The sequence below is a fragment of the Achromobacter sp. JUb104 genome (assembly GCF_024806975.1).
GTDB lineage: Bacteria > Pseudomonadota > Gammaproteobacteria > Burkholderiales > Burkholderiaceae_B > Achromobacter > Achromobacter spanius.
The window spans coordinates 106,002-129,165 of record NZ_JANUEY010000001.1; the positions used below are offsets into that span (position 1 = coordinate 106,002).

Genomic DNA, 23,164 nt, shown 5'->3' on the forward strand with positions numbered 1-23,164 from the left:
CAGTGACATGGCCACCGTGCCCGCTTACTTATCTAGTCGAACGACATCTCGGGATTCGGCATGGAAATCCCATGAATCTTTTGTGACAGGCGTCAGGCCTGCGCAGACCGTCTTAGCTCAAGAACACCACATCGCCCACGCGACGCACCGACACGCCGTACAACTGCTGGATCTGCGCAATGGCCTGGTCCAGGTTCTTCACCTCGTAGCGCGCGCTCAGTCGATGCCGCGCCAGCGCTTCGTTCATCAGCACCACACGACCAGGCCGATATCGGTTGATTTCGTCTACCGCCAGGTTCAGCGGCAAGTCATGAAAACTGACAATGCCTCCGCGCCAATCCGACACTGTCTGGGTGAAGACGGTCGGTGCGCCGAGCGAGTCGGCGTCGTAGCTGACCTGCTGCCCCGCTGCCAGCAGCATCGTGGCTTTCGGATGCGTCAATTCGACCTGGCCACTGTTGCAGCGCAGGTGAATACGGTCGTCATGCAAGCGGCGCACCTCGATGTCTCCGGTGGCCAGGCGCATGCGCGCCGCCCCGGCGAGCACCGCGCAGGGTTGACTTCTTGCGGCGCGGATCGCGGCTTCGCCTGACACAAGCTCAATGCGCGGCTCGGCGCCCTGAGTCGACACGTTGATGCTGGTCTGTGTGTTCAGATCCAGCTCAAGGCGCTGGCCCGCGAACGCAATACTGCGTTGTTCCCCCGTGACGGTGCGATAGTCAGCATTGGCTTGCGCCCATGACGGCCACAGGCCAAAAGGTGGCCGCACCAGTGCGACTGCCGCCATGCTGGCGAAGGCGCCGGCGCCTCCCGCCAGGAACCACCTTCTGCTTGGCTTGGCCGGAGTCGAGCGGGTCGGGGCGGGCGCTGGGTTACACGCCTTGTAGGCCTGCGCGATGTGGCCCAGTTCCCTCCAGGCGCGCGCGGCGTTTACCCAGGCGCGCTCGTGCGCCGCGCTTTGGGCGCGCCATGCCTTGAAAGCGTCGCCGTCCTGCGTGGTGGGCGCATTGGTCGCCAGAATGCGCGCCCAGGCATGGGCCTCGCGCTCAATGGCGGGGTCGGGAACAATGCCTGGGTCAAGGTTGGAATCCATGGGTTGAGTCGCTTGCGCGGCGCTGTTTGCGCCGTTCTGATATCTAGACGTTTTCACGAAGCCGGAACGGAACTCCTTCGGAGCGAAATGAACACTTTCTTGCAATTATTCCTCCGTCCGCGCCATCGCCCGTACGCAATGCTCGTGCGCGGTCTGTAGTTCACGCCCGACCAAGCGCACCGATATGCCCCAGCGCTTGGCCAGATCGGGCCGCGACAGGCCATCCACGCGCGCGGCAAGCAAGATATCGCGCTGACGCGGCGTCAGCGCGTCCAGCGCCTTGAACATCTGCGCCAAATCCGAGCGTGATTGCATCACCGCGTCCGGCCCGGGGCTGGCGTCCGCGACGTCGAAAAATTCAATCACCTCGCTTTCGCTGAGCAGCCGCACATCGTGCCGGATGCGGTCGATGGCCACGTGCACGGCCGTGTTGACCAGATAGGACTGCGGGTGGCGAATGGCATCCAGGTCGTCGCGCACGGACAAGCGCATATAGGCATCGTGCAGCGCGTCGCCCGCCAGGTCGGACGCACCGCCCAGTCGGCGGGATACCTGATGCTTGATGGCGTCGTAGCGCTCGGCGATCAGGCGCCGAAGCGCGGCCAAACCGGCACCGCTCATGGCACGCAGCCGCCATAGCGGCGTGCAGCCTCGGGCGTGATCAGCAGGGTTGCGGGCAGCCCGAATCCGGGCGGCGGGGCGCCGATGGGCAGGCCGGCGAGCGTCTCGCGCAAGGCTGCCTCCATCTCGGGTCGGCCCGTGGCGTGGACCACGACATCCGACATGGCGTGCAGGTGATCCAGATTCACACGTAACGCGACGCGGTAGTCTCCCGTGGCCAAGTCCGGGCGGGCGCAGAGCGCCGCGAGCACCCGGGTCTGGAGCAGACCATAGAATTGCTGTCGGGCGGCTTGCGAAATGGGTGGCACTGGGGCGGGCGGGGTGCGCGTCCGGGGGCTCAGCAGCAGGGCTTTCGGAGCGGTGTAATGAGGCCGCAGCTCTGTACCCGCCAGCATCCTCGTCAGCGCCTCGCTGGCGGTATAGCGGCCGGTCAACGCCGGCGCAATTTTTCCCGCCGTCTGGCCACTGTCATACAGCACGGAGTCTCCGGTCAACTGACTATATCGTTGCAAAGCATCATGTAGCGGCTGACGCGGCCAGTCGAGGTCGTAGGCCGACACAGGATCACTAACGGTCGGGATCTGGGCAGCCGCGGGTACAGACGAGGCAATGACCGCTCCGGCGGCCAAAGTCGCTAGTATTTTCTGCATGTGCCTCAGGCCTATGTGCACGTCGGCGGCGAATGAGCGCACATGCTAAGGCGCGGCGATGACAATTTAGTTACTTCGACCTGGCGAATTTTTCAGATTGATCAAGCGTCGAGGCGACCAGTCCGGGCGGGTGCGACGCTCCGTGTCGACGACAATCAGATAGCGCCCCGCGCCGTATGTCGGTGTTCTTTGTGCGCGCAATACCCAGGGCTGGATGCCTAAATCCGCGGCGAGTTCGTACTCGGCATCCAGCAGGCCAAGACGGTCGATAAATTCGTTTAGCGTCGCCGGGATACGAATGCAGCCCTTGGACTGCGGAGTGCCAAGCTTTGCCTCGAGCAAATAGGGGTCGGTCGCGTGCATCTGCAAACGCATCGTAGCGATGCGCTCCGCGCCCCAGCCTTGGCGGGCGTCCTGCCATCCAAAGTCGTAAACGCGCATGCCCTTCACGCCATAGCCGAGGATTCCGTTCGCATTTTTAATGCCCTCGGCGCGGTAGTCAGGGTTACCCAAGGTATGGGGAAACACGCCGGTCGGCGTCTCAAAATGGTCGAACGTGCCGACTTGCCCGGTAGAGGCGGGGGATGCGCCGATATACAGGGGCGGCGCAACAGGGTGCAACCAATATACGAATACCGCCTGCACGTAGATGTTTCGGTCGGCGATGACGACGTATTGAGGCGCCAACAAGGAGAGGCCGGCGGACACCAGCGCATGGTTGGCCAGTTCTCCGTAACGGACACGTTCGGCATCCGGCAACGCAAGCCTAGGCGACACTTCCCGGTTATATGCGGAGGCTACGTCGGCCGGTTGCAGTGCCCCCTGGCCGTGCGCCAGGGCGGCAACGAAAAGCCAGGCCATCGAGAAGATGGCGCGATGCCTGCGCCGCCGTCTGGAAAGAACCGCAGCGCCGGAGGAAAGCGTTCGGCCACGTTGCATCAGAACGGCCGAATAGCCACTTTCAACACGTTGTCTCGCTGGTTCGCGAACAGGTCGTAGGCCTGCGCGATGTCGTCAAGGCCGAAGCGGTGCGTGACCATCTTCGTCAGGTCCAGCCGCCCGGACTGCAGAACATTCATCAGGCGTCGCATGCGCTCCTTGCCGCCAGGGCAAAGCGCCGTGTTTATCTTGTGATCGCCCAAGCCCGCGGCGAAAGCCGAAACCGGTATTGTCAGGTCGCTTGAATAGACGCCGAGGCTGGACAAGGTGCCCCCGGGTTTCAGGACACGCAACGCAGACTCGAATGTGCTCTGCTGCCCCAGGGCTTCAATCGCGGAGTCGACGCCCTTGCCGCCTGTCAGCCGCAAGATTTCCTCAACGACATCGCACTCGTGAAAATTCAGGACGACATCGGCGCCCCAGGCCTGCGCCATCGCCAGCCGCTGCGCGTTTCCATCCACCCCAATGATGGTGGTGGCGCCCAACAACCTGGCGCCGGCCGTGGCGCAGAGCCCTATCGGCCCCTGCGCAAATACCGCCACCGTATCGCCGATTCGGATGTTGGCGTTCTCGGCGCCTTTAAAGCCGGTGGACATGATGTCCGGGCACATGAGCACCTGCTCGTCGCTCAGCGCATCCGGCACCGGCGCAAGATTGGCCTCGGCATCCGGGACCAACAGGTACTCCGCCTGGGCGCCATCTATCATGTTGCCAAATCGCCATCCCGCCGTGGCGCGGTACCCATGGCATCCGCACATGCCCATACCGACCAGGTAGGTGCCGTCCTGCGAGGGCGCGCCATCTTGAGCCGCATAGGAGTTGAAGCTTGGGCAGATCGCGCCGGCAATCACGCGCTGGCCTTCGGTGTAGCCGCGTACCGCGGTTCCGAGCTTTTCGATGACACCGACGGGTTCGTGGCCGATCGTCAGGCCGTTTTCCACCGGGTATTCACCCTTGACGATATGAATATCGGTTCCGCAGATGGTGGTGGTGGTAATCCGCATCAAGGCGTCATTGGGCCCCACGTCAGGAATGGGCTTTTCACGTATTTCGACACGGTTCGGGCCCGCGAATACGGCGGCTTTCATCTTGGCAGTCATACCGGTCTCCACGGAAGCGGCGCCGATGGCGTGTACGTCCACAACCAGTACCGCATGGCATAGGGAAGTTCTGGAAGCTTAGTCCTTCAGGGCGCCCGCCAATTGACCAAAGTCAACTATCCGGTTTAGTCCAACCCCCCCCGGCCCAAGCCGCCGCCCACCCCCATCCCTTACTTCAGCCAGTTCTTCAAGCGATTCGATAGCGCTTCCGTGCTGATACCGTAGCGATCATGAAGCGTGGGTAATGCCCCCGCGTCGAGGAACGCGTCGGGCAGACCCGCCAGGCGGAAGCGAGCGGGTTGCACGCCGTTTTGCAGCAGCGAGCTTGCTACCGTTTCGCCCAAGCCACCCACTACTGAATGATTTTCGGCAACGACCACCAGGCGCGGCTTGCGCTGCACCTCGGCGTGGATGGTGGCTTCGTCCAGCGGCTTTATGGTTGGGCAATGCAACACGGCTACGCCAATGTTGTCTTGCTTTAGCGCATTCGCCACTTCAAGCGCGCGCATGGTCATGAAGCCGCTGGAGATGATGAGAACGTCGTCGCCGTCCACCAAGCGCTTCGCTTTACCCAGTTCAAACTGGTAATCGTATTCGTCCAGCACCAGCGGCACGTGCCCGCGAAGCAGGCGCATATAGACGGGGCCGTTGTGGGCTGCGATTTGAGGCACCGCTTGTTCGATGTCGAGAGAATCGCAAGGGTCAACGATGGTCAGGCCAGGGATGCCACGCATCATGGCCAGGTCTTCGGTCGCCTGATGGCTGGGACCATACCCGGTAGTCAGTCCGGGCAAGGCGCAGCACATCTTCACATTGAGGTTTTCCTCGGCAATCACCTGGTGAATGAAATCGTAGGCACGGCGTGTGCCGAACACGGCATAAGTGGTGGCAAACGGAATGAGTCCTTCCTTGGCGATACCGCCGGCCGCACCCATGAGCAGTTGTTCCGCCATCCCCATCTGATAGAAGCGATCAGGATAGGCTTGTGCAAATAAATGCAGGTCGGTGTACTTCGCCAGATCGGCGGTCATTCCCACGATTTCCGGCCGATCCCTGGCCAGCTCCACCAGTGCTTTTCCAAATGGTGCGGTCACCACCCGCTGGCCCTCGCCGGCGATGGACGCAATCATGGCTGAAGTGGTCAGACGTGGCTTTTTCTCGATAACCGTGTTCATGCGGAAATTCCTTCGGGCGCGGATTGGTCCAGGACAGCCAGGGCTTGCTGCCATTCAGGTGGGTCGACCCGGATAAAGTGATTCTTGTCGCGGGTTTCAAGGAATGGCACGCCCTTGCCCATAAGCGTGTCAAAGAGGATGACGCGCGGCTTGGCGTCCTTCAGATTGCGCGCCTTCTCAAAGGCGTCGAACACGGCGGCCAGGTCGTTGCCGTCAACCCTCTGCACATGCCAGCCAAACGCAGCCCATTTATCCGTCAAGGGTTCGAAGCCTAAAACCTTGCCCGATGGCCCGTCAGCCTGCTGGTTATTGATGTCAACCAGGCAGATCAGGTTATCAAGCTGGTGATGCGCGGCCGACATGGCGGCCTCCCAGGTAGAACCTTCATCAAGCTCGCCATCACTCATGGAGTTGTAGACAAAGGCGGGATTCCGCTTTTGCTTCAGACCCAGGGCCATGCCCACGCCTATCACCAAGCCCTGGCCCAGCGATCCGCCGGACATTTCCATTCCCGGTGTGTACGTTGCCATGCCGCTCATGGGCAGGCGACTGTCGTCGCTACCGTAGGTGTCGAGCTCGTCTTCTTCAATGATCCTGGCTTCTATCAAAGCCGCGTAGTGCGCAATGGCGTAATGGCCATGCGAAAGCAGGAAACGGTCACGGCCTTCCCACGCGGGATCTTCCGGTTTGAATTTGAGTGCGTGGCCGTAAGCCACGGCCAGAACATCGGCCCAGCCGAGGGCTTGGCCGATGTAGCCTTGCCCTTGGACTTCGCCCATGCGCAGAGCGTAGCGGCGGATTCGATAGGCGCAGCGCGCCAAGGTGGATAGCGTTTCGGCAGAAGTCGTCATGAACATTCCCGATAGAAAAATGAAGTTGTCATCAGTGCAGGATGGACGCCGGAACGTAGGAAACCAGCGCCAGCACCAGGAAGGCCACAAGATAGAAAGGGCCCAGCTCGCGCACCGTCTGGCCAACCTTGACCTTTGCCAGCGCGCTGGTTATGAATAGCGTCGTGCCGACCGGTGGGGTGTAGAGACCGATGGCAAGATTCACGACCATCATGATTCCCAGCTGTGTGAGGTCCATGCCGATGCTCTGCGCCAGCGGCAGGAACACGGGCGTCAACAAGAGCACCGCGGCAGGCAGATCGATGAACATGCCAACGAAGAGCATCATCACGTTCATGGTGAAGATGATCAGCCAGGATTCGTGCACGTTCTGGGTGACCCAGTTGGCGACTCCCGACGGCATTTGGTCATACGTGAGCAGCCAGCCGATGGCGGAAGAGGCCATGATCACCAGCAGCACGACACCCGTGGCCAGTCCGGCACTTACCACCGCGTCATTGAGGCGCTTCCAGGATAAGTCGCGGTAGAACACTGCCGAAACAGCGGCGGCGTACAACGTGGACAAGACCGCGACCTCGGTGGGCGTCGCGATGCCAAACCGCAGGAAAAGCACGATCAGTACCGGCAACAGCAGCGCGGGCGAGGCGTATAGCAAATGCGTACGAAACGCCGACCACACGATGGGAGTCGTATCGCGAGGGAAGTTGCGGCGCCGCCCGACCCACCAGCACATGAACATGAAACCGCCGCACATCAGCATGCCGGGCAGGATGCCGGCGACGAACAGCGCCGCGATGGAGGCATTGGCGGTCAGGGCGAACAGAATCAATGGGATGGAAGGCGGGATCAGAATGTCGATCGTCGCCGCCGCGGCCAAGGTGGCGGCGGAGAACGCGGGTGGGTAGCCCAGGCGCTTGTGCCAGGGAATCAGCAACGAGCCGATGGCTGATGCATCGGCCACCGCGGAACCCGAGACGCCGCCGAATAGCGTGGATGAAAGCACGCCCACTTGCGCCGGGCCGCCATGGTAGCGGCCGATCAGGGTCGACAGCACCCCGACCAACGCGACGCCCAAGCGCCCGCCCATCATCAGCGATCCGGTGAGCATGAAGAAGGGAATGGCGATCAACGGGAAGCTCTGAACTTGAGACACCATCTGCTGAACAAGCAGATCAAGCGGGACGCGGTCAGAGGTGGCGGCCGCCGCCATGGCTGCCATCAGCAGCGCGTGAGCAATGGGCATTGCCAGTACGGCCGACCCAATAAATACGAGAAAGAGAAGTCCACTCATGGTTGGTTCCTTTGCGCTATTTTTGTGGGTCTACCAGTGCGCTTCAGGCACGGCGGCCTCTTCGTTTGGAGCGCGCTCTACCGGCTGGGACTGCCAGGCGTTCCAAGCTGACTTAAGGGCAAGTAGCGACAGCATCAGCATTCCACCCATGACGCAGCCATAGGTCACTGAGCCGGGAACTTGAAGAATGGGTGATTTTTCATCATGCACGATCCCCAACATCTGGTAAGTCGCCCAAGCAAGCGTGCCGTAAAGCGCGGCGACGGCCAGCCAGGTGCCAATCGCGGTCCATCGCCGTAGCGTTGCCGGTACGGCATCCATCAGGAAACTGGTGGTGATATGGGCGCCGTGCGCCGCGGCCAACACAACGCCAGACATCACCAGCCAAGGGAACAACAGCTCGGGCACTTCATTGGCCCATTGAAGGCTGCTACCCGTCGCGTAGCGCAAAACAGTGTTGATCACCAAGATGAAGAAGATGACGACCGTACTGAGCCACAGCATCAGACGGCACAGGCCGACGACGGCCCGTTCGATGAAAATCATTGCAAACTCCTTAGGCTGCGTGGGCCTTCAAGTCGGAAGGACCCACGCGGCGGCTGGGGGGAAGAAAGGCGAGCTCGCGTCAACAATCAGCGGGTCGCGGCAATCACCTTCTTCAGATACGGGCCGATGGGCGTGGCGAGCCATTTTTCGTCAACCGCAGCCGTGGCCGAGGCGAACTCGGCCTTGTTCACGGTGGTCACCTGCACACCCTTTGCCTTCAGCTCGTCGAGCAACTTGGCATCGGCGTCGGCCGAGAGTTTGCGTTGAAGCTGGGTTGCCTCGGCGGCGGCTTCTTGCAGCACCTTGCGGTCTGCCTCGGGCAGCCGGTCCCAACTGCGCTTGCTCATCAGGAAGGGCGTCATCTGGAACATGTGGCTCGTCAACGCCAAGTGCTTCTGCACCTCGTACAGTTTGCTGGCGTGGAAATTCACGAGGGGGTTCTCCTGCCCATCCACAACACCCTGCTGCAGCGCGACGTACAGTTCGGCGAATTTGATCTGCTGCGCTTGTGCGCCGAGCGCCTGCATGATGTCCACCAGGACCGCATCGGGCGGGGTGCGCATCTTCAGGCCTTTCATGTCCTCGACCTTCGCGATCGGGTGCTTGCTGTTGGTCATGTGGCGGATGCCGTTGTCCCAATAGCCAAGCACCACCATGCCCTTTTCGGCCGTCTTCTTCGCCAGTTCCTGGCCAAGCGGGCCGTCCAGAAGTTTGAAGGCCTGGTCCGGAGTCGAGAACATGAACGGCATGCCGAAAGCCGCGTATTCGGGAACCGCAACCGACACAGCCCCCTGCGAATTGGCGGTCATGTCCAGCGCGCCCGTACGGACCGCGGTCACCATTGCCGCGTCGTCGCCCAACTGGGCCGAGGGAGCAACCTGAACTTCGATCCGGCCGGCCGATTTGGCCTTTACGACCTCTGCGAATTTGACCGCCGCTTGATGACGGGGGTTGTCAGGCGCGGCGCCGTGCCCCAGGGTTAGCTTGGTGACCTGCGCCTGTGCGCTAAGCGGCACGGCAGCCGACAGGGCAAAGGCGATGAACAGGGCACGAGTCAGGCTCTTGGTTTGCATGGTTTTGTCTCCGATAGTGATAGTTATTGGTGTGGCATTAAAACGGTCAGTGGATCAACATTCCTCCGTTGACATCAAGGGTGATGCCGGTGCAGTAGGCGGAGAGCGGGCTGGCCAGGAATACGCAGGCACCGGCGATATCCTCGGCGCGGCCCAGACGGGCAAGCGGAATGGTCTCGGCGATCTCTGCCTTCTTCTCTTCGGTGAGCTTGCCTTTGATGATGTCGGTGCCAATCAGCCCAGGCGTGATGCAGTTGACGCGGATGTTCTCCGACCCGAATTCGCGTGCCATGGCGCGTGCAAGGCCAAGTACGCCTGCTTTGGCCGCGGAGTAGTGGGGGCCACCCAGGATGCCGCCGCCGCGCTGGGCCGACACCGACGAGATGCAGACGATGGATCCACTCTGTTGTTCGCGCATGGTGGGAAGCACCGCCTGCGACATATACAGCGTGCCGCGAAGGCTGACGTCCAGAATGCGGTCGTAATCCGCCCCGGTGATTTCCAACGTCTTGACGGGTTGAGTAATGCCGGCGTTGTTGACCAGCGTATCGATCCGGCCAAAAGTCTTGACCACGGTGGCCGCGGCGGCGTCGCATGAGGCTTTGTCCGTCACGTCAGCAACAAGGCCAAGGTGACGTTCACCCAACTGCGCGGCGGCGTGCGCTGGGTCCGCGCGTTCAAGATCCAGGATGACGACCGTGGCGCCCTGGGCTGCCATGAGGCGAGCGGTGGCGAAGCCTAGGCCATTGACGCCGGCGCCGCCGGTGATGATGGCGACTTGATCCTTGAGCAACATCTGGTTTGTCTCCTATGGGTTAACCAACGCAGGAGACGGATACGGCGAGTCTATATAGGCTTCTATGTAGCCTTTGTCTCCTGTTATAGGAGCGGATTCTAAGAGTCGGTCAAGATGATGACAAACGATAAAACATCAGCGTAAGATGAAGAATCGTCACTTTAAAACAGGGTTGTCCCCATGCCGGCCTTGCCGCCCATTGCGAACTTGCAAGCGTTCGAAGCCGTCGCGCGCCGCCGAAGTTTTGCGCTGGCGGCGGCAGAGCTGCATCTGACGCCGTCCGCGATCAGCCATCAGATTTCCAAGCTGGAAGCACAGTTGGACATACGCCTGTTTGAACGTAGCGCGCACGGTGTGCGCCTTAGCCCTGCTGGCGAGCACTACCTGATGCACGTGGGGGCCGCACTGAATGCCATCGCCACCGCCACCGACGATTTGCAGCACGGCATCCGAAATAGTCTGTACGTGCACTCGGCCCCCAGCATTGCCAGCCTTTGGCTCATGCCGCGATTGCAGCACTTTGCCCAGGCCCATCCCGATATCTCACTGAACTTGTCGGCCGCTCATACCCCCAGTGATTTTGCGCTGGGTCAAGCGGACATCGATATCCGCTACGGCATCCCGCAGTGGGGTGATTTGATGGTGGAGCCGCTATTCGAAGAGTCCATCGTTCCGCTGGCAAGTCCTGCGTTCATGACGGCGCACAAGCTCAAGCGGGTGGAACAGTTGCTGGAGGTGCCGCTCATCCAGAGCAATGTCAGTGTTGTTCAGTGGTCTGACTGGTTCGTCCGCTTTACGAAGGTGAAGGCGCCGGACCGCTTTTCGCTGCGCTTCGACCGCGCTCAGATGTCGCTTGACGCCGCCACGCAAGGCTTGGGAGTGGCGTTGGAAAGTGCAATGAACGCGGGCGGGCATCTGGCGGATGGCAAGCTCAAGGCGCCGTTCGGCATGGAAAAATCGATTCGCATAAAAGCACACTTCGCGGTGTACCCGGAACGCCATGCCAGGCGGCCAGCCGTCGAGGCCTTTCTGTCCTGGTTGCATAGCGAAGCAGCCAAGACGCGAGCGCTGAGCCAGCAGAAGGAGATTCTGGCGTTTTGGAGCGCGAATCCTTAGGGGTCCTTGGAAGCGCGTTTTCTTCGGCGTGGCTTGGCGGGGTGGCGAAAGCACCGGGGCGCGGATTGGGAAGGTAATTCGGGGAGATGTTGATCGTGCGAGTAGGTCGCCTGTCGTGCGGCGCTAACCACGGTGCCACCAACGGGGAAACTGCTGCGTCGCGTCATCAAGCAGAACCGGCGTTTCCTGGGGCGGCGTCAGCAGGCGGTACGGCCGACCGTTGCTTGCCGGGGCGATCCGGTTCAGGGATTCGTCCCAGTCGTGCGCGGCGATGCTGAACCGGCCCACATGCCAAGCACATTAAAAAATTGTGCGCATTAAGAGGCTCATCTATGCTGACCGGTAAGCCGCTGCGTTCGACCAGGTCGTAACAGTGAGTCTCCGCGATCCAGTACGGTGGCGCAGCCATCTTGCCGTGTTGAAAGCTCAGCGTCACTCTCATTTCCGCGTTGTTTCCGTCAAGTTCGCTTCCTCGAAGGAGCTCTTATGGACGTTAAACCCGCAGTTTTGCTGTGCGCCGCGACGCTGTTTTTCGCGTCCCATCCTGTCGCGCTGTCCCACGAGAATGTAGCGGCGCCCCCCGCGGCACTGGCCTCGCCCCGTCAGAACGACCGCCCTGTTCTCATCGAAAACGTGCGCATCTTTGATGGCATATCGCCGGATCTGTCCGAACCCAGCAATGTGCTGCTGCGCGGCTCCGTCATTGCGCAGATATCACGCCAAAAAATCAACGTGGACGGTGCTCAGGTCATCGACGCCGGCGGACGGACATTGATGCCTGGGTTGATCGATGCACACTGGCACAGCATGTTCGTCGGTGTGCCGGTAGCGGTGGCACTGACGCAAGACACCGGTTACTTGAACCTGGTGGCGGGTGTTGAAGCTGAAAAGACGCTAATGCGTGGATTCACGACCGTGCGTGATTTAGGCGGCGCAGTGTTCGGGCTAAAAACCGCGATTGATCAAGGCGTCATTCCGGGGCCGCGTATCTACCCCTCAGGCGCGATGATCAGCGTAACCAGCGGCCATGGCGACTTTCGCAGTACGAACGATCTGCCGCGTACGTTGGGGGCGCCTGCGTCGCGTCATGACATCGTGGGCGACAGCTCTATTGCCGACAGTCCGGACGAAGTGCGCCTGCGCACGCGCGAACAACTGATGCGCGGCGCCACGCAAATCAAGCTGACCGGAGGGGGAGGGGTGTCGTCACCACACAGTCCGCTTGATGTGGTGACGTTCACGGAAGCCGAGTTGAGCGCGGCAGTTGCCGCTGCAACGGACTGGGGCACTTATGTATCGGTACACGCGTACACGCCGGCGGCGATACAGCGCGCGCTCAAAGCGGGCGTTCTCAGCATCGAGCATGGTAGTTTGCTGGACGACGAAACCGCTGCCATGCTCGCCCGCTCGGGCGCTTGGCTAAGCACGCAGCCGTTTCCCGATGCACTCGCCGAGGTGTTTCCTCCTGGTTCCGACGAGCGGGAAAAAGCACTGGAGGTATTCGCTGGTACGGACCGCACCTACAAGCTGGCGATCAAGCATCAGTTGAAGACCGCGTTTGGTACCGACATTCTGTTTTCAAGCCAGTTGGCTGAGCAACAGGGGAAAATACTGGCGAGCCTTGGGCGCTGGTACACGCCCGCACAGGTGCTCAAGATGGCTACTAGCGGCAATGCGCAACTGCTTAAATTGTCTGGTGCACGCAATCCGTATCGCGGCGACCTGGGCGAGGTTCGAGAAGGTGCACTGGCAGACCTGATTTTGGTCGACGGCAATCCGCTACAGGACTTATCGCTGGTCGGTGATGCCGAGCGTAAATTTCTGCTGATCGTCAAGGACGGCGTGTTGGTCAAGAACGCGCTGGTGAAGTAGGGTCGGGAGGCAGTCAAGGGTCTGCCTCCCAACTCGTCGCGCAATGGCTTCAACTGGCGTATCGAAAGCGGGTGGGGGCGGCTCCCCCCCACCCGTCAGCGCCGCTCGAACTTCGGTGCGCGCTTTTCTTCAAATGCCTTCCGGCCTTCCTTGGCATCGGCGGTGGCGAAGCAGATCGCCTGTAGGTCGCGCTCGTATTCCACGGCTTTCTCAAGCGGCATCGACAGCGCGGCGCGCAGATTGACGCGTGCCGTCTCGGCTGCGATCGGCGCGCGCGACGCAATGGTGGAGGCAAGCGCTTGTGCGCGCTCGCGCAACTGCTCCTGCGGCACCACCTCGCTTACCAGGCCCCAGGCCAGCGCCTGCTCGGCGCGGATAGGGTCGCCGGTCAGCACCATCAGTGCGGCGTTGCTGGGGCCGACCGCATGGACAAGCTGCGCCGTCATGCCGCCGCCGCCGATCCAGCCCAGCTTGATCTCGGGCGCGCCCAGGCGCGCGTTGTCGGAGGCGATGCGGATATCGCAGGCCAACGCCATCTCCAGGCCGCCGCCGAAGGTATAGCCATTGATCGCCGCCACCGTGGGCTTCTTCAACATGCGCACGCAGTCGCAGTAGTCAAGCCGATTGCGGAAATCCCAGGGCGTGGCGTAGCGGTCAAGCTCGGTAATGTCCGAGCCGGCGCAGAAGGCCTTGGGGCCCGCGCCGGTCAGGATCACCGCGCGCACCTGCGAGTCGGTGTTGCATTGCTGCACCGCCGCGATCAGCAGGTCGGCCATCTCGGGCGTCATCGCGTTCAGCTTCTCGGGACGATTGAGTTCGATGATGGCGACATGGCCATCGATACTGAGATTGACGAGTGCGCTCACGTCGACATCCTTAGGTTGCGGTGTGCTTGGGGGCGGCGGCCAGGCTGGCCTGGAAACGCTGGGTCAGGCCGCGCGCCAATGAGTGGGAGGATGCGCGGGCGGCGACGCCATCACGCAGGAACTGCGAGGCCTCGGTCTGGAAGGCGATGTAGCCATCGTGCCGTGGCCGGATCGAGGCGGCTTCGAGCGTGCGGGCCGTGTTGGCATAGAAGTTGCCGCTGGCCGCATTCACGTTCGCATCGGCCCAACTGCCGCGATGGCTGGGCTGGCCTTCGTGCTGCGGGATGAAGCGGCTTTGGGTATCGGCTGCGAGCAACCACAGTAGATGTGCCCGCAAGTCCGGCCCCACGATGCAGCGCCGTGATATCGCAATGCCGGTGCCGCCAAGGATCGAGCCGGGCTTGCCCGCGTCGGCCTCGGGCGCGTCGCGGAACGTAAGCGGTTTTGCCACCGCCGAGGTGGCGTAGTTCACATACCCATAGACCAGCGGGCAGAGCGCGATGTCATCGCGCGAGCTCATGTGGCCGAGCAGCGCGATCGGGTTGTAAGCCAGGGCGTGCGCGGGCGTGAGCCGCGCCAATTCGCTGAGCACATCGCACGCGTCGGCGAGCGTCGCCTCGTTGTGCCAGGCGCCGTGCGGGCGCAGGTCGGTATCGGGCGCAATGGCGGCCGCGATCGACAGCAGCGACAAGAACGGGTGCGGACCGCCCCAACTGAGCGCGACCGCGCCGCTGCGTTGCGACAGCGTCAGCACCTCGCGCCAGGTGCGCGGCACGGGGCCGTCAAGCCGATCGGCGCGCGTGGCCATGACCTGCGTGGCGGCGTCCAGCGGCAGCGCCCATTGGCGATTGGCCATGCGATAGCTGTCGTACGACAGCCCGATGCTATCCCGCGCGATCCGCGCCAGCTCGTCGGGCGCGAACACGGTGTCGAGCGCTTGCAGGCAATCGTGCGCCAGGGCCTCGCCCAGATGCGGGTGATCCAGCACCACCAGGTCATAGCGGGCGCACAGTTCGGCGATGGGCGCCGATTCGAAGCCTTCAAGCGACTGCTTGTCCCAGTGCACCAGCGGCGTGAGTGCGGTGGCGGCGTGCAGGGCATTGAAGCCGCGCGGGTGGTCCCAGGTCAGGCCACGGTAGGGCAGGGCGCGCTCGCTCATTCCGAGGTTCCACGCAGCACCGCGCCCGAGGCCGCATGCGCGGCGATCTCGTCGGCGCTGAAGCCAAAATCGCGCAGCACTTCGTCGGTGTGTTGGCCGGTAAGCGGTGCGCCGCGCAGCACCTGGCTTGGCGTCTTGGAAAAGCGGATCGGAAAACCCGGTGTTTTGATCTTGCCTTCGGTCGGATGTTCATACTCGACGAAGGTGCCGTTGTGCGCGATCTGCGGATCGTCGACCAGATCGGCGTATCCGTAGACGGGGCTGCACCAGATGCCGGCGGCATCAAGCTTGGCGAACCAGTCGGCGGTCGAGGCCTTTGCGAGGGTGTCGCGCACCAGCGCATAGATCTCGTCGCGCTTTTCCCAACCGTCGCGCTCGTCGGTGTACTCCGCCAGGCGCGGTTCTTCGGTCACGCGCGCCAGCACTTTCATGTCGGGCATGGCAAGCGCCAGATAGCCGTCGGTCGTCGCGAAGGTGCCATAGGGGGCGCGGATGTACACGTGGGCATGCGGCTCGGCGCTGCGCACTTGCGGCTTGTGCCCCACGGTGTAGACCGAGAGCTCCTGCATCTGGATCGTGGTGATTGCATCCAGCATGTTGACCTCGACCTTCTGGCCTTCGCCGGTACGCTCGCGGTGCAGCAGCGCGGCCAGCACGCCTTCGAAGGCGCAATACGCGGTGACGGCGTCGACCACATACTGGCCCGCCGCGCGTGGCGCTTCGCCCGCACGGCCCGACGACAGCATGGCGCCCGACATCGCCTGCAACAGCAGGTCCTGACCGGGGCGCGTGGCATAGGGGCCGTCTTCGCCGAAGCCCGACATCGATACATAGATCAGGCGCGGGTTCAGCGCCGACAGGGTCTCGTAGTCCACACCCAGACGGCCGGCGACACCCGGACGGTAGTTCTGGATAAACACATCGGCCTGCGCCGCGAGTTTGTGGATGATCTCTTTGCCGCCGGCACTCTTCAGATCGATCGCAAGCGAGCGCTTGTTGCGGTTCAGCGAAAGAAAGGACACGTTGATCTTGTTGCCCGTGATGCCGCCGGCGGGCGCGTGCCGCTGCCATTCGCCGGTGGGCGGCTCGATCTTGATCACGTCGGCGCCCAGGTCGCCCAGGCGCTGCGCCGCGAAAGGCCCCGCCATGGCGATGGAGCAGTCCAGAACCTTGTAGCCAGAAAGAATACTCATGCTTCTACCTTTGCGTGCGCCGATGCGCCTCAATGCATGACCCAGCCGCCGTCAACTGCCAGCGTCTGTCCGGAAATGAAACCCGCCTCGTCCGAGGCAAGGAAAACGATGGCCGCGGCGATGTCGCCTGCGTGCCCACGGCGCTTCACCGACTGGCGTTCAAGCACCATGCGGTTGTAGCCCTCGGGATCGGGATGGATCTTCTCGGCGTCGGTGGGAAACGCACCCGGCGAGATGGCGTTGACCGTGATGCCCCACTTGCCGAATTCGCGGGCGAAGGCGCGCGTGGCGCCCACCATCGCGCCCTTGGATTGCACGTAGGGCAGCAGGTTTTCCCAGCCGCCGGACAGCGTGATCGACGAGATGTTGATCACGCGGCCCCATTGCTGCTCGCGCATGCCGGGCAGCGCCGCGCGGATGATCTGAATCGCCGCCTCCACGTTCACGCGGTGCACGCGCGCCAGCTCTGCGTCGCTGTATTCCTCGAACGGGCGCGAGGGGTAGATTGCCGCGTTGTTGATGATCACATCAATCGGACCCTCGGCGGTCAGTTGCTGAAGATGCGACTGCAACGCGCTGGCGTCGGCAAGATCGGCCTGCAGGACGTGAAGCTGGTCGGAAAACCGCGCCGGCACGGTGCTGCGCAAGCGATCGATATGCCCGGCGTGGTTGTCCAGCGCGATCACGCGGGCGCCCGCTTCCAGCAGCGCAAGCGTGGTGTCCACACCGAAGCCGCCCGCCGCGCCCGTGTACAAAACGCGGCGGCCTTGCAAAGAGAAGCGCGCGCTCATGTGCGCCCCGCGATGGGCGCAAAGCGCCCCGACAACGGCGGATAGTCGGCCTCGGGCTGCACCGCGATCGCGCGGATGCGGGCTTCGCATGCCGCGATATCGGCGGCCGAGCCCAGCACGCTGAACGTGGTGTCGTAGCGGCGCTCTTCGCCATGCTCAAGCCAGATGAGCTCGTTGCGCTCACGCGCCGCGCCCTGGCCCAGCACATGGTTGGTCGACGGCTCTATGCCCATCGCATACTGGCCCGATTGCAGGTTCTGCCATTGATACTGGCAAGGGAATTGATGCTTGAAGGTGCTGACCTGCATGCCCAGGCCCAGCTTGTCGTTCACCAGGGCCACCGGGACGCTGCCATCGGCGGCGGCGGCCATCTCGTGCTGCCACACCTGCTCATGAAAGCCCAACTGCGGCGCCGGCATGCGGCGGTAGCCCACGCCCTGCTCGCGGTAGGTTTGCTCGTGCGCGGCCCACACCACATCGCGGATCGGCGCCAGATAGCGCGAGTCGGCGTCCAGCACCGGATAGCCCAGGTTGATGTGATAGCAGAGCATGTGCGGCGTGCGGTAGAAGCCGCGATTCACCACGCGATCCGACAGTTTGATGTCGTTGGTGCCCACCTCGATCTCGATGCGGCGGTGCAGCTCCAGGTGTTCGCCAAACACGGTGCCCTGGCTGACGACTCCCTCCGCCCACAGCACGCAGCGATCGCCGTCCCAGCGTTCGCCGTAGCCGCTCAGGCGCGCCGGAATGGTGCCCACGCGGCCATGGATGGACTGCTTGGCGGTCTTGCGCGGGCCATACACATAGTTGTCGGCCGGCGCGTCGTACATGAACAGAATGTGGTCCAGTCCGCAGGTGATCATGAGGCCCGAGAACGAGCGCATCCAGCCCAATCCGCCTTCGCCTTCATAGTCATGCAGGCCGGGATGGCGATAGCCCGACGGCGACTGCCATCCCATGGCCAAGCCACGGTATTCGCAATCGGCGATGTCCATCGCGCGATCCACCAGCACCGTAAAACGCAGGCCCGTGCCGCTGCGGAACTCCAGCATGCGGATGCCGCGCTCCAGCCCGTCGTCCAGCGTCATCAGGCGTACGCCGGCAAACTGCGCAAGCTGCCCGGTGCGCGCCTCCACGTCGCGGCGCGTCATCCAGGTTCCGTAAATGTCAGGCATGAGTTCTCCCTGGCAAAGGCGCGGGTGCGCGTTTGCCGGTGTCGGTGTTCAGAATCTTGTTCGCGGGCGCGCCGCGGGCCTTATGCAATGTGCCTCGCGGTGCGTCTGTGTTGCGGCGGGCGGCCTACAGGCCGTTCGCGCGCAGCCGCTCGTCCAGGAAGGTCTTGGCGCGCGGCACGTCGTCTTCGGTCAGGTGCTCGATGATGATGGGAATGTTTGGGTGCTTCTTCGCCAGGCGCTGCAAGTACAGGTCGTAATTCAGCGCGCCCAGGCCCGGCGCCGGCAGCTCGATCTCGCCCACGCCACGGAAGGTATGGCTCTCGGCCGCGCCGTCGTCACCAATGTCGCTGTGCTTTTCCGACTTGTCATCGCCCGAACGCTTCACGTCCTTGGCATGCGCGATGCAGATCTTGTCGGAGAGCGCGTCGAACACCTGATTCAGCGTGCGGTCCATCTGGTCGATGTTGTGCGCTTCGAAGTAGTTCGTGGGATCCATCAAGAGGCCAAGACCAGGGTGATCCACTTCGGCGAACATGCGCAGCGTTTCCTCGACGGATCCCACCACGTTGTTCACGTAGGTCTCAAGCAGGAACACCGCGCCATGATCATAGGCATGTTGCGACAGCTCGGCGATCACCGCGCGGCACTGGTCCCAGCCTTCCTCGGTCTTGTTCCTGGGGTGATGCACCCAGTCGCTGTCGGTGGCGAACGTGCCGGTTTCCGAGATCACGTAAGGCGAACCCAACTGGCGCGCGTGCGTCAGGATCTCTTTGAGATAGCCGTTGCGGCGTTGGCGCTCGGCGGGATCGGGGTGAACGATATTGGTATAGGCCGAGATGCAGGACACCGGCAGGTTGTAGTGGCGGAAGGTGTCGCGGATCTGCGTGCATTTCTGCGCGGTCAACTGCCCCGGGCCGAGTTCCATGTCCTTGAAATGCAGGTCCAGCTGCACGGTGTTGAAGCCGTGCGAGCGGATCACCTTGGCGGTGCGCTCCAGCTCATAGGGGAAGTAGCCCGAGAAGATTCCGGTCTGGATCATGATGCTTGTCTCCGTCTGTTTTTTGTCTGGTTATTCAACAGCCGGCAGCCGTACTGTGCGGCCTTCGGCGATGGACGTATACGCGGCCTCGACCAGCGCCATCGTGCGTACGTTGTCGGTCACGCTCAACGCAGGCTCGGTGCCGCTGGCCAGCGCGTACTGCAACTGCTCCATCACGCCGATGAAGGCATGCGGAAACCACATCGTGTCCCACGTGGGGGTTACCCAACGCCCGTCAGTATGGCCCTGGGCCGCGCGAGAGGCGTAGCTCAGGGTCGACGGCTCGCCGGTGGGCCAGCCGATGGTGCCGCGCGCGACGCCCTCGGTGCCTTCCACGCGCCAGCGGATGTGCTGGTCGTCGGGGTATCCCTCGGCCCGTGGGCCCGACCACACATCTTCGAGCGACAGCGCAAGCAGGCCGTTGCCAAAGCGCAGCGTGGTGCTCACCAGCCCATCCTGATGCGCGAACTCGGTGCGCGGATCGGGGCGGGTGATGCTGGTGATCTCGGTGGGCTCGCCAAACAGATAACGCAGGGCATCAAGGTGATGCACGCTCATGTTCGAGAGCGTCAGCCGGTCATAGCCGCGCAAAAAGTCTTGCCAGTGCGGGATCGCGTGCATGTCGATCTGCGCGAACACCGGCGTGCCCAGCACGCCCTGGTCCAGCAGCTGCTTGAGCGTGCGCATCGATTGGTCGTAGCGCATGTTCTGGTTGACCGACAGGATCTTGCCGGCGGCACGAGCCTCGTCGCGCAAGGCACGAGCTTCGTCCAACGAGAGGGCAAGCGGCTTTTGCGCCAGCACGCCGCGCACGTGCGGGGCGCGCAAGGCGGCGCGAATCAGCGCGGGCTGCTGGTCGGGCGGATACGCGATGTCCACGATCTCGATTTGCGGATCGGCGATCAGGGCCAGGGGATTCTCATGCACAACCGGGATGCCATAGCGTTCGGCGACCTTGGCCGCTTTGCTGTGCGTACGCGACGCGATCGCCGCCACCGTGAAGCCGGCCTGCTGATAGGCCGCCAGATGGCACTCGGCCATGATCATGCCGGCGCCGATGCAGCCGATGCGAAAGCGCCGTTCCCGAATGGGCGGGTCGGGCACCAGGGTAGGGTGCGACATGTGCTCCTCCTGCCGGCTTGGTATGCACTGTCGACTGCCTGGCATCCTGCCGTGCGGTATTTGATGTTGTTGAGCCGCGATAATCACATCAAAACAATCAGGGGTAAAGATGGATGGCGCTCATAGGGCAGCAACGTTACCTTTTTGATCCAGAATGATTGCAAATGATGGGTTATGATCGCCTCGCTGCCATCGTCCTGATGGTGTCTTGAGAGCCTGGTACCGCATGCGCCCCACCATTTCCCTCATTGCCCGTGAAGCCGGCATGTCCACCGCCACCGTGGACCGGGTGCTGAACGACCGCGACGGCGTGCGCGGCAAGACGCGCGACCGCGTGCTGGCAATCGCCAATCGCCTCGGCTACTTCGTCCAGGGCGCCGATGCCGCCAGCCAGGATGTGCGGGTCGATTTCGTTTTGCCCGCCGGCACCAACAGCTTCATGACCGCGTTGGGCCGGCACCTACTGGAAGAAGCCGCCACCCGCCCCGATGTGCGGGCCCGCCTGCATCTGATCGAGGGATTCGACGCCAACAAGCTCGCGCAAAAGCTCTACGAGCTGCGCGAGCAGACGCAGGCCGTTGGCCTGGTCGGGCTGGACCATCCCCAAGTGCGTGATGCCATCATGGCGCTGCGCGACAGCGGCGTGCATGTAAGCACCCTGGTGTCGGACATTCCGATCTCGGCGCGCCTGGGTTACGTGGGCATCGACAACCGCGCCGCCGGCCGCCTGGCCGCGCTGTTGCTGGGCCGGTTTCTGCCACAGCACACCGAGCGCAAGGTTGCGGTGTTCGTGGGGTCACTGGCGTATCGCGGCCACGAAGAGCGCGAGATGGGTTTTCGCTCGCTGCTGAGCGAAGAGTTTCCGCACCTGCGCATCGCACACATTCTTGAGATCGGCGACGACCGCGACCGCGCCTTTGCCGTCACGCAGGATCTGCTGCGCAAAGATCCGCCGCACGCGATTTACAACATCGGCGCCGGCAACCAAGGCATCGCGCGGGCGCTGAAAGAGGCGCGGCCGGCTGAGGCGCGGCCAACAGAGGCGTGGCCAACAGAGGCGTGGCCAACAGAGGCGCGGCCAGACGAGGCTGGCTCAAGCAAGGCAGCCTCCGCCCCTCGCATTGTCTTCGTGGGCCACGACCTCACCGAAGCCACGCGCCGCCTGTTGCTTGATCGCACCATGGACGCCGTGATCGACCAGAACCCGCGCGTCGAGGCGCGCGAGATCGTCAAGCTGCTGGTGGCGGCCGTGAAGGGCGCGCCCGAACCCAGTTATCTGCCGCGGCTACAGGTCATCTTCCGGGAAAATATTCCGGAGCCGTGATGGCCTCGTGACGGCGCCCAAGGCCGCGTGTGCGCGGCTTCAGGCAGGGCCATCGAGAAAACCTCGCCCCTCCTGAGCGAGCTTGACGATGAGATTGGCCGGCTTCCAGTATTGGGAACCGTGCTCGGCTTCGTATTTGCGCAACCCCGCCAGGATGGCAGGCAGGCCGATCTGGTCCGCGTAGCACAGCGGGCCGCCCCGATAGGCGGGAAAGCCGTAACCTTTGAGCCAGACGACGTCGATGTCGGAGGCGCGTTCGACGATGTTCTCTTCCAGGATATAGGCGGCTTCGTTGATCATGGAGTACAGGCAGCGCTCCAGAATTTCCTGGTCGGAGATCTGCCGTGCTTGTCGGCCCGAGGCCGCGCGGTGTGCGGCGACCAGTGCTTCGGCAGCCGGTGATGGGGTGGCCTTGCGGTCATTGTCATAGTCGTAGAAGCCGCCCTGGGTCTTCTGGCCCAGCCGGCCCGCGGCGACCATGCGGTCCAGCATGTCGCACTCGCGCTCGCGCGGCGTCAGGTTCGGCAGGCGGCTCTGGCGATTGCGCCAGCCCACGTCCAAACCTGCCAGATCCGCCATGGCGAACGGCCCCATCGGCAGGCCGAAGTCGCGCAGGACACGGTCGATCTGAAAGGGCGAGGCGCCTTCCTGAAGCAGGAAATGACTTTCGCGCGTGCGCTTCGCCAACATGCGGTTGCCGACGAATCCGTCGCAGGACCGCACCAGCACGGCGACCTTGCCCAGGCGGCGGCCCACGTCCATGACGGTGGCGCACACGTTGTCAGAGGTGGCGGAGCCGCGCACGTTCTCCAGCAACTGCATGACGTTGGCAGGACTGAAAAAGTGCATCCCCACCACGTCCTGGGGTCGCTGAGTGGCGCTCGCGATAGTGTCGATGTCCAGGAAAGAGGTGTTTGAGGCCAGGATGGCGCCGGGCTTGCAGACCCGATCAAGCGTCTTGAAGATCTCGTGTTTGAGCCCGATTTCCTCGAACACCGCTTCAATGACCAGATCCACGTCGGCCAGATCCTCGAAGCGTGTGCTGCCCTGTATGCATGCGAGACGCTGCGCGACGTCGCCTGCGCTGAGCCGGCCGCGCCGCGCGGAGTTGGCGTAGTTTTCTTCGATGCGCGCCATGCCCTGGCTGAGGCGCTCGGCGTCTTTTTCCAGCAGCACCACGGGTATGCCGGCATTGGCGAAACACATTGCAATGCCGCCGCCCATGGTGCCGGCGCCTATCACCGCCGCCCGGTTGACGGACCTGGTCTTGGCCGCCAACGGCACCTTGTGCAATTGAGGCTCGGCCACGAAGGGATGGTAGGTGACGACTGGCGTGCTGGTGGTGCTGCTCATGATGGTGTCCGCGGTTGTA

At 63.0% G+C, this 23,164-nt stretch carries 22 protein-coding genes; 3 read left to right on the top strand and 19 right to left on the bottom strand.

All coding sequences use genetic code 11. The annotated features are described in order from the left end of the window. Window positions 1-112: 112 nt before the first annotated feature. The 11 genes from M2361_RS00465 to M2361_RS00515 form a co-directional block, all read right to left on the bottom strand. The gene (locus M2361_RS00465; protein WP_259245722.1) at window positions 113-1,093 is read right to left on the bottom strand and encodes a FecR domain-containing protein; all 981 of its coding nucleotides are present in this window, start codon (window positions 1,091-1,093) and stop codon (window positions 113-115) included. 105 nt (window positions 1,094-1,198) lie between these two features. Next, window positions 1,199-1,714 carry a sigma-70 family RNA polymerase sigma factor gene (locus M2361_RS00470; protein ID WP_259245723.1) on the bottom strand — a complete coding sequence of 172 codons (516 nt, stop codon included), beginning with the start codon at window positions 1,712-1,714 and terminating at the stop codon, window positions 1,199-1,201. Next, window positions 1,711-2,364 (bottom strand): STN domain-containing protein, encoded by a 654-nt coding sequence (locus tag M2361_RS00475; protein WP_259245724.1) that lies wholly within the window; start codon window positions 2,362-2,364, stop codon window positions 1,711-1,713. The genes M2361_RS00470 and M2361_RS00475 overlap by 4 nt, the downstream gene beginning before the upstream one ends. A gap of 66 nt (window positions 2,365-2,430) precedes the next feature. Beyond that, window positions 2,431-3,303: a L,D-transpeptidase gene (locus tag M2361_RS00480; RefSeq protein WP_259245725.1), complete on the bottom strand. Its 873-nt coding sequence runs from the start codon at window positions 3,301-3,303 to the stop codon at window positions 2,431-2,433. Further along, a complete protein-coding gene (locus tag M2361_RS00485) occupies window positions 3,303-4,403 on the bottom strand; it encodes an NAD(P)-dependent alcohol dehydrogenase (RefSeq protein WP_259245726.1) in 1,101 nt (366 codons plus the stop codon). The genes M2361_RS00480 and M2361_RS00485 overlap by 1 nt, the downstream gene beginning before the upstream one ends. Window positions 4,404-4,573: 170 nt before the next feature. Continuing rightward, a complete protein-coding gene (locus M2361_RS00490; RefSeq protein WP_259245727.1) occupies window positions 4,574-5,578 on the bottom strand; it encodes a transketolase family protein in 1,005 nt (334 codons plus the stop codon). Then, window positions 5,575-6,429 (bottom strand): transketolase, encoded by an 855-nt coding sequence (locus M2361_RS00495; protein WP_259249203.1) that lies wholly within the window; start codon window positions 6,427-6,429, stop codon window positions 5,575-5,577. Before M2361_RS00495 ends, M2361_RS00490 begins: the two co-directional genes overlap by 4 nt. A 31-nt stretch (window positions 6,430-6,460) precedes the next feature. Next, complete coding sequence (locus M2361_RS00500) at window positions 6,461-7,720, bottom strand: TRAP transporter large permease (RefSeq protein WP_259245728.1); 1,260 nt, start codon at window positions 7,718-7,720, stop codon at window positions 6,461-6,463. Window positions 7,721-7,750: 30 nt separating this feature from the next. Beyond that, window positions 7,751-8,266, bottom strand: coding sequence for a TRAP transporter small permease (locus tag M2361_RS00505; protein ID WP_259245729.1), 516 nt, complete (start codon window positions 8,264-8,266; stop codon window positions 7,751-7,753). 86 nt (window positions 8,267-8,352) lie between these two features. Beyond that, the gene (locus M2361_RS00510) at window positions 8,353-9,339 is read right to left on the bottom strand and encodes a TRAP transporter substrate-binding protein (protein WP_259245730.1); all 987 of its coding nucleotides are present in this window, start codon (window positions 9,337-9,339) and stop codon (window positions 8,353-8,355) included. 46 nt (window positions 9,340-9,385) lie between these two features. Further along, window positions 9,386-10,135, bottom strand: coding sequence for an SDR family NAD(P)-dependent oxidoreductase (locus M2361_RS00515; RefSeq protein WP_259245731.1), 750 nt, complete (start codon window positions 10,133-10,135; stop codon window positions 9,386-9,388). 180 nt (window positions 10,136-10,315) lie between these two features. On the opposite strand from M2361_RS00515, the gene M2361_RS00520 reads away from it, so the two are divergent. Both M2361_RS00520 and M2361_RS00525 read left to right on the top strand, forming a co-directional pair. Further along, window positions 10,316-11,251: a LysR substrate-binding domain-containing protein gene (locus tag M2361_RS00520; protein ID WP_259245732.1), complete on the top strand. Its 936-nt coding sequence runs from the start codon at window positions 10,316-10,318 to the stop codon at window positions 11,249-11,251. A gap of 486 nt (window positions 11,252-11,737) precedes the next feature. Then, the gene (locus tag M2361_RS00525) at window positions 11,738-13,123 is read left to right on the top strand and encodes an amidohydrolase family protein (RefSeq protein ID WP_259245733.1); all 1,386 of its coding nucleotides are present in this window, start codon (window positions 11,738-11,740) and stop codon (window positions 13,121-13,123) included. A 95-nt stretch (window positions 13,124-13,218) separates the two neighbouring features. Here the strand turns inward: M2361_RS00525 and M2361_RS00530 are convergent, their stop codons facing one another. The 7 genes from M2361_RS00530 to M2361_RS00560 all read right to left on the bottom strand — a co-directional run bounded on the left by M2361_RS00530 (window position 13,219) and on the right by M2361_RS00560 (window position 20,468). Beyond that, window positions 13,219-13,989 carry an enoyl-CoA hydratase/isomerase family protein gene (locus M2361_RS00530; RefSeq protein ID WP_259245734.1) on the bottom strand — a complete coding sequence of 257 codons (771 nt, stop codon included), beginning with the start codon at window positions 13,987-13,989 and terminating at the stop codon, window positions 13,219-13,221. A gap of 10 nt (window positions 13,990-13,999) precedes the next feature. Then, complete coding sequence (locus M2361_RS00535; protein WP_259245735.1) at window positions 14,000-15,148, bottom strand: hypothetical protein; 1,149 nt, start codon at window positions 15,146-15,148, stop codon at window positions 14,000-14,002. Beyond that, window positions 15,145-16,341, bottom strand: a complete 1,197-nt coding sequence (locus M2361_RS00540) for a CaiB/BaiF CoA-transferase family protein (protein WP_259245736.1) — start codon at window positions 16,339-16,341, stop codon at window positions 15,145-15,147. Before M2361_RS00540 ends, M2361_RS00535 begins: the two co-directional genes overlap by 4 nt. A 29-nt stretch (window positions 16,342-16,370) precedes the next feature. After that, entirely contained in the window at window positions 16,371-17,132 is a 762-nt protein-coding gene (locus M2361_RS00545) for an SDR family NAD(P)-dependent oxidoreductase (protein WP_259245737.1), read from the bottom strand. Then, entirely contained in the window at window positions 17,129-18,307 is a 1,179-nt protein-coding gene (locus M2361_RS00550; protein WP_259245738.1) for an aldose 1-epimerase family protein, read from the bottom strand. The genes M2361_RS00545 and M2361_RS00550 overlap by 4 nt, the downstream gene beginning before the upstream one ends. 124 nt (window positions 18,308-18,431) lie before the next feature. Next, window positions 18,432-19,346: a sugar phosphate isomerase/epimerase gene (locus tag M2361_RS00555; RefSeq protein ID WP_105556026.1), complete on the bottom strand. Its 915-nt coding sequence runs from the start codon at window positions 19,344-19,346 to the stop codon at window positions 18,432-18,434. Window positions 19,347-19,376: 30 nt separating this feature from the next. Beyond that, a complete protein-coding gene (locus tag M2361_RS00560) occupies window positions 19,377-20,468 on the bottom strand; it encodes a Gfo/Idh/MocA family protein (RefSeq protein ID WP_259245739.1) in 1,092 nt (363 codons plus the stop codon). A 226-nt stretch (window positions 20,469-20,694) separates the two neighbouring features. Here M2361_RS00560 and M2361_RS00565 point away from each other — a divergent pair, with 226 nt between their 5' ends. Continuing rightward, on the top strand, window positions 20,695-21,792 hold the full coding sequence (locus tag M2361_RS00565) for a LacI family DNA-binding transcriptional regulator (RefSeq protein WP_259245740.1): 1,098 nt from the start codon (window positions 20,695-20,697) through the stop codon (window positions 21,790-21,792). Between the two features lie 39 nt (window positions 21,793-21,831). On the opposite strand, the gene M2361_RS00570 is transcribed toward M2361_RS00565, so the two are convergent. Continuing rightward, window positions 21,832-23,145, bottom strand: coding sequence for a 3-hydroxyacyl-CoA dehydrogenase (locus tag M2361_RS00570; protein WP_259245741.1), 1,314 nt, complete (start codon window positions 23,143-23,145; stop codon window positions 21,832-21,834). Window positions 23,146-23,164: the final 19 nt, after the last annotated feature.

What these genes read in the sequence shown, in the direction of transcription:
- M2361_RS00535 (WP_259245735.1), bottom strand. Translation starts at nt 15,148, where the DNA reads ATGAGCGAGCGCGCCCTGCCCTACCGTGGCCTGACCTGGGACCACCCG.
- M2361_RS00525 (WP_259245733.1), top strand. Translation starts at nt 11,738, where the DNA reads ATGGACGTTAAACCCGCAGTTTTGCTGTGCGCCGCGACGCTGTTTTTC.
- M2361_RS00555 (WP_105556026.1), bottom strand. Translation starts at nt 19,346, where the DNA reads ATGATCCAGACCGGAATCTTCTCGGGCTACTTCCCCTATGAGCTGGAG.
- M2361_RS00505 (WP_259245729.1), bottom strand. Translation starts at nt 8,266, where the DNA reads ATGATTTTCATCGAACGGGCCGTCGTCGGCCTGTGCCGTCTGATGCTG.
- M2361_RS00550 (WP_259245738.1), bottom strand. Translation starts at nt 18,307, where the DNA reads ATGCCTGACATTTACGGAACCTGGATGACGCGCCGCGACGTGGAGGCG.
- M2361_RS00470 (WP_259245723.1), bottom strand. Translation starts at nt 1,714, where the DNA reads ATGAGCGGTGCCGGTTTGGCCGCGCTTCGGCGCCTGATCGCCGAGCGC.
- M2361_RS00495 (WP_259249203.1), bottom strand. Translation starts at nt 6,429, where the DNA reads ATGACGACTTCTGCCGAAACGCTATCCACCTTGGCGCGCTGCGCCTAT.
- M2361_RS00465 (WP_259245722.1), bottom strand. Translation starts at nt 1,093, where the DNA reads ATGGATTCCAACCTTGACCCAGGCATTGTTCCCGACCCCGCCATTGAG.
- M2361_RS00480 (WP_259245725.1), bottom strand. Translation starts at nt 3,303, where the DNA reads ATGCAACGTGGCCGAACGCTTTCCTCCGGCGCTGCGGTTCTTTCCAGA.
- M2361_RS00515 (WP_259245731.1), bottom strand. Translation starts at nt 10,135, where the DNA reads ATGTTGCTCAAGGATCAAGTCGCCATCATCACCGGCGGCGCCGGCGTC.
- M2361_RS00540 (WP_259245736.1), bottom strand. Translation starts at nt 16,341, where the DNA reads ATGAGTATTCTTTCTGGCTACAAGGTTCTGGACTGCTCCATCGCCATG.
- M2361_RS00570 (WP_259245741.1), bottom strand. Translation starts at nt 23,145, where the DNA reads ATGAGCAGCACCACCAGCACGCCAGTCGTCACCTACCATCCCTTCGTG.
- M2361_RS00475 (WP_259245724.1), bottom strand. Translation starts at nt 2,364, where the DNA reads ATGCAGAAAATACTAGCGACTTTGGCCGCCGGAGCGGTCATTGCCTCG.
- M2361_RS00545 (WP_259245737.1), bottom strand. Translation starts at nt 17,132, where the DNA reads ATGAGCGCGCGCTTCTCTTTGCAAGGCCGCCGCGTTTTGTACACGGGC.
- M2361_RS00500 (WP_259245728.1), bottom strand. Translation starts at nt 7,720, where the DNA reads ATGAGTGGACTTCTCTTTCTCGTATTTATTGGGTCGGCCGTACTGGCA.
- M2361_RS00565 (WP_259245740.1), top strand. Translation starts at nt 20,695, where the DNA reads ATGCGCCCCACCATTTCCCTCATTGCCCGTGAAGCCGGCATGTCCACC.
- M2361_RS00520 (WP_259245732.1), top strand. Translation starts at nt 10,316, where the DNA reads ATGCCGGCCTTGCCGCCCATTGCGAACTTGCAAGCGTTCGAAGCCGTC.
- M2361_RS00560 (WP_259245739.1), bottom strand. Translation starts at nt 20,468, where the DNA reads ATGTCGCACCCTACCCTGGTGCCCGACCCGCCCATTCGGGAACGGCGC.
- M2361_RS00510 (WP_259245730.1), bottom strand. Translation starts at nt 9,339, where the DNA reads ATGCAAACCAAGAGCCTGACTCGTGCCCTGTTCATCGCCTTTGCCCTG.
- M2361_RS00490 (WP_259245727.1), bottom strand. Translation starts at nt 5,578, where the DNA reads ATGAACACGGTTATCGAGAAAAAGCCACGTCTGACCACTTCAGCCATG.
- M2361_RS00485 (WP_259245726.1), bottom strand. Translation starts at nt 4,403, where the DNA reads ATGACTGCCAAGATGAAAGCCGCCGTATTCGCGGGCCCGAACCGTGTC.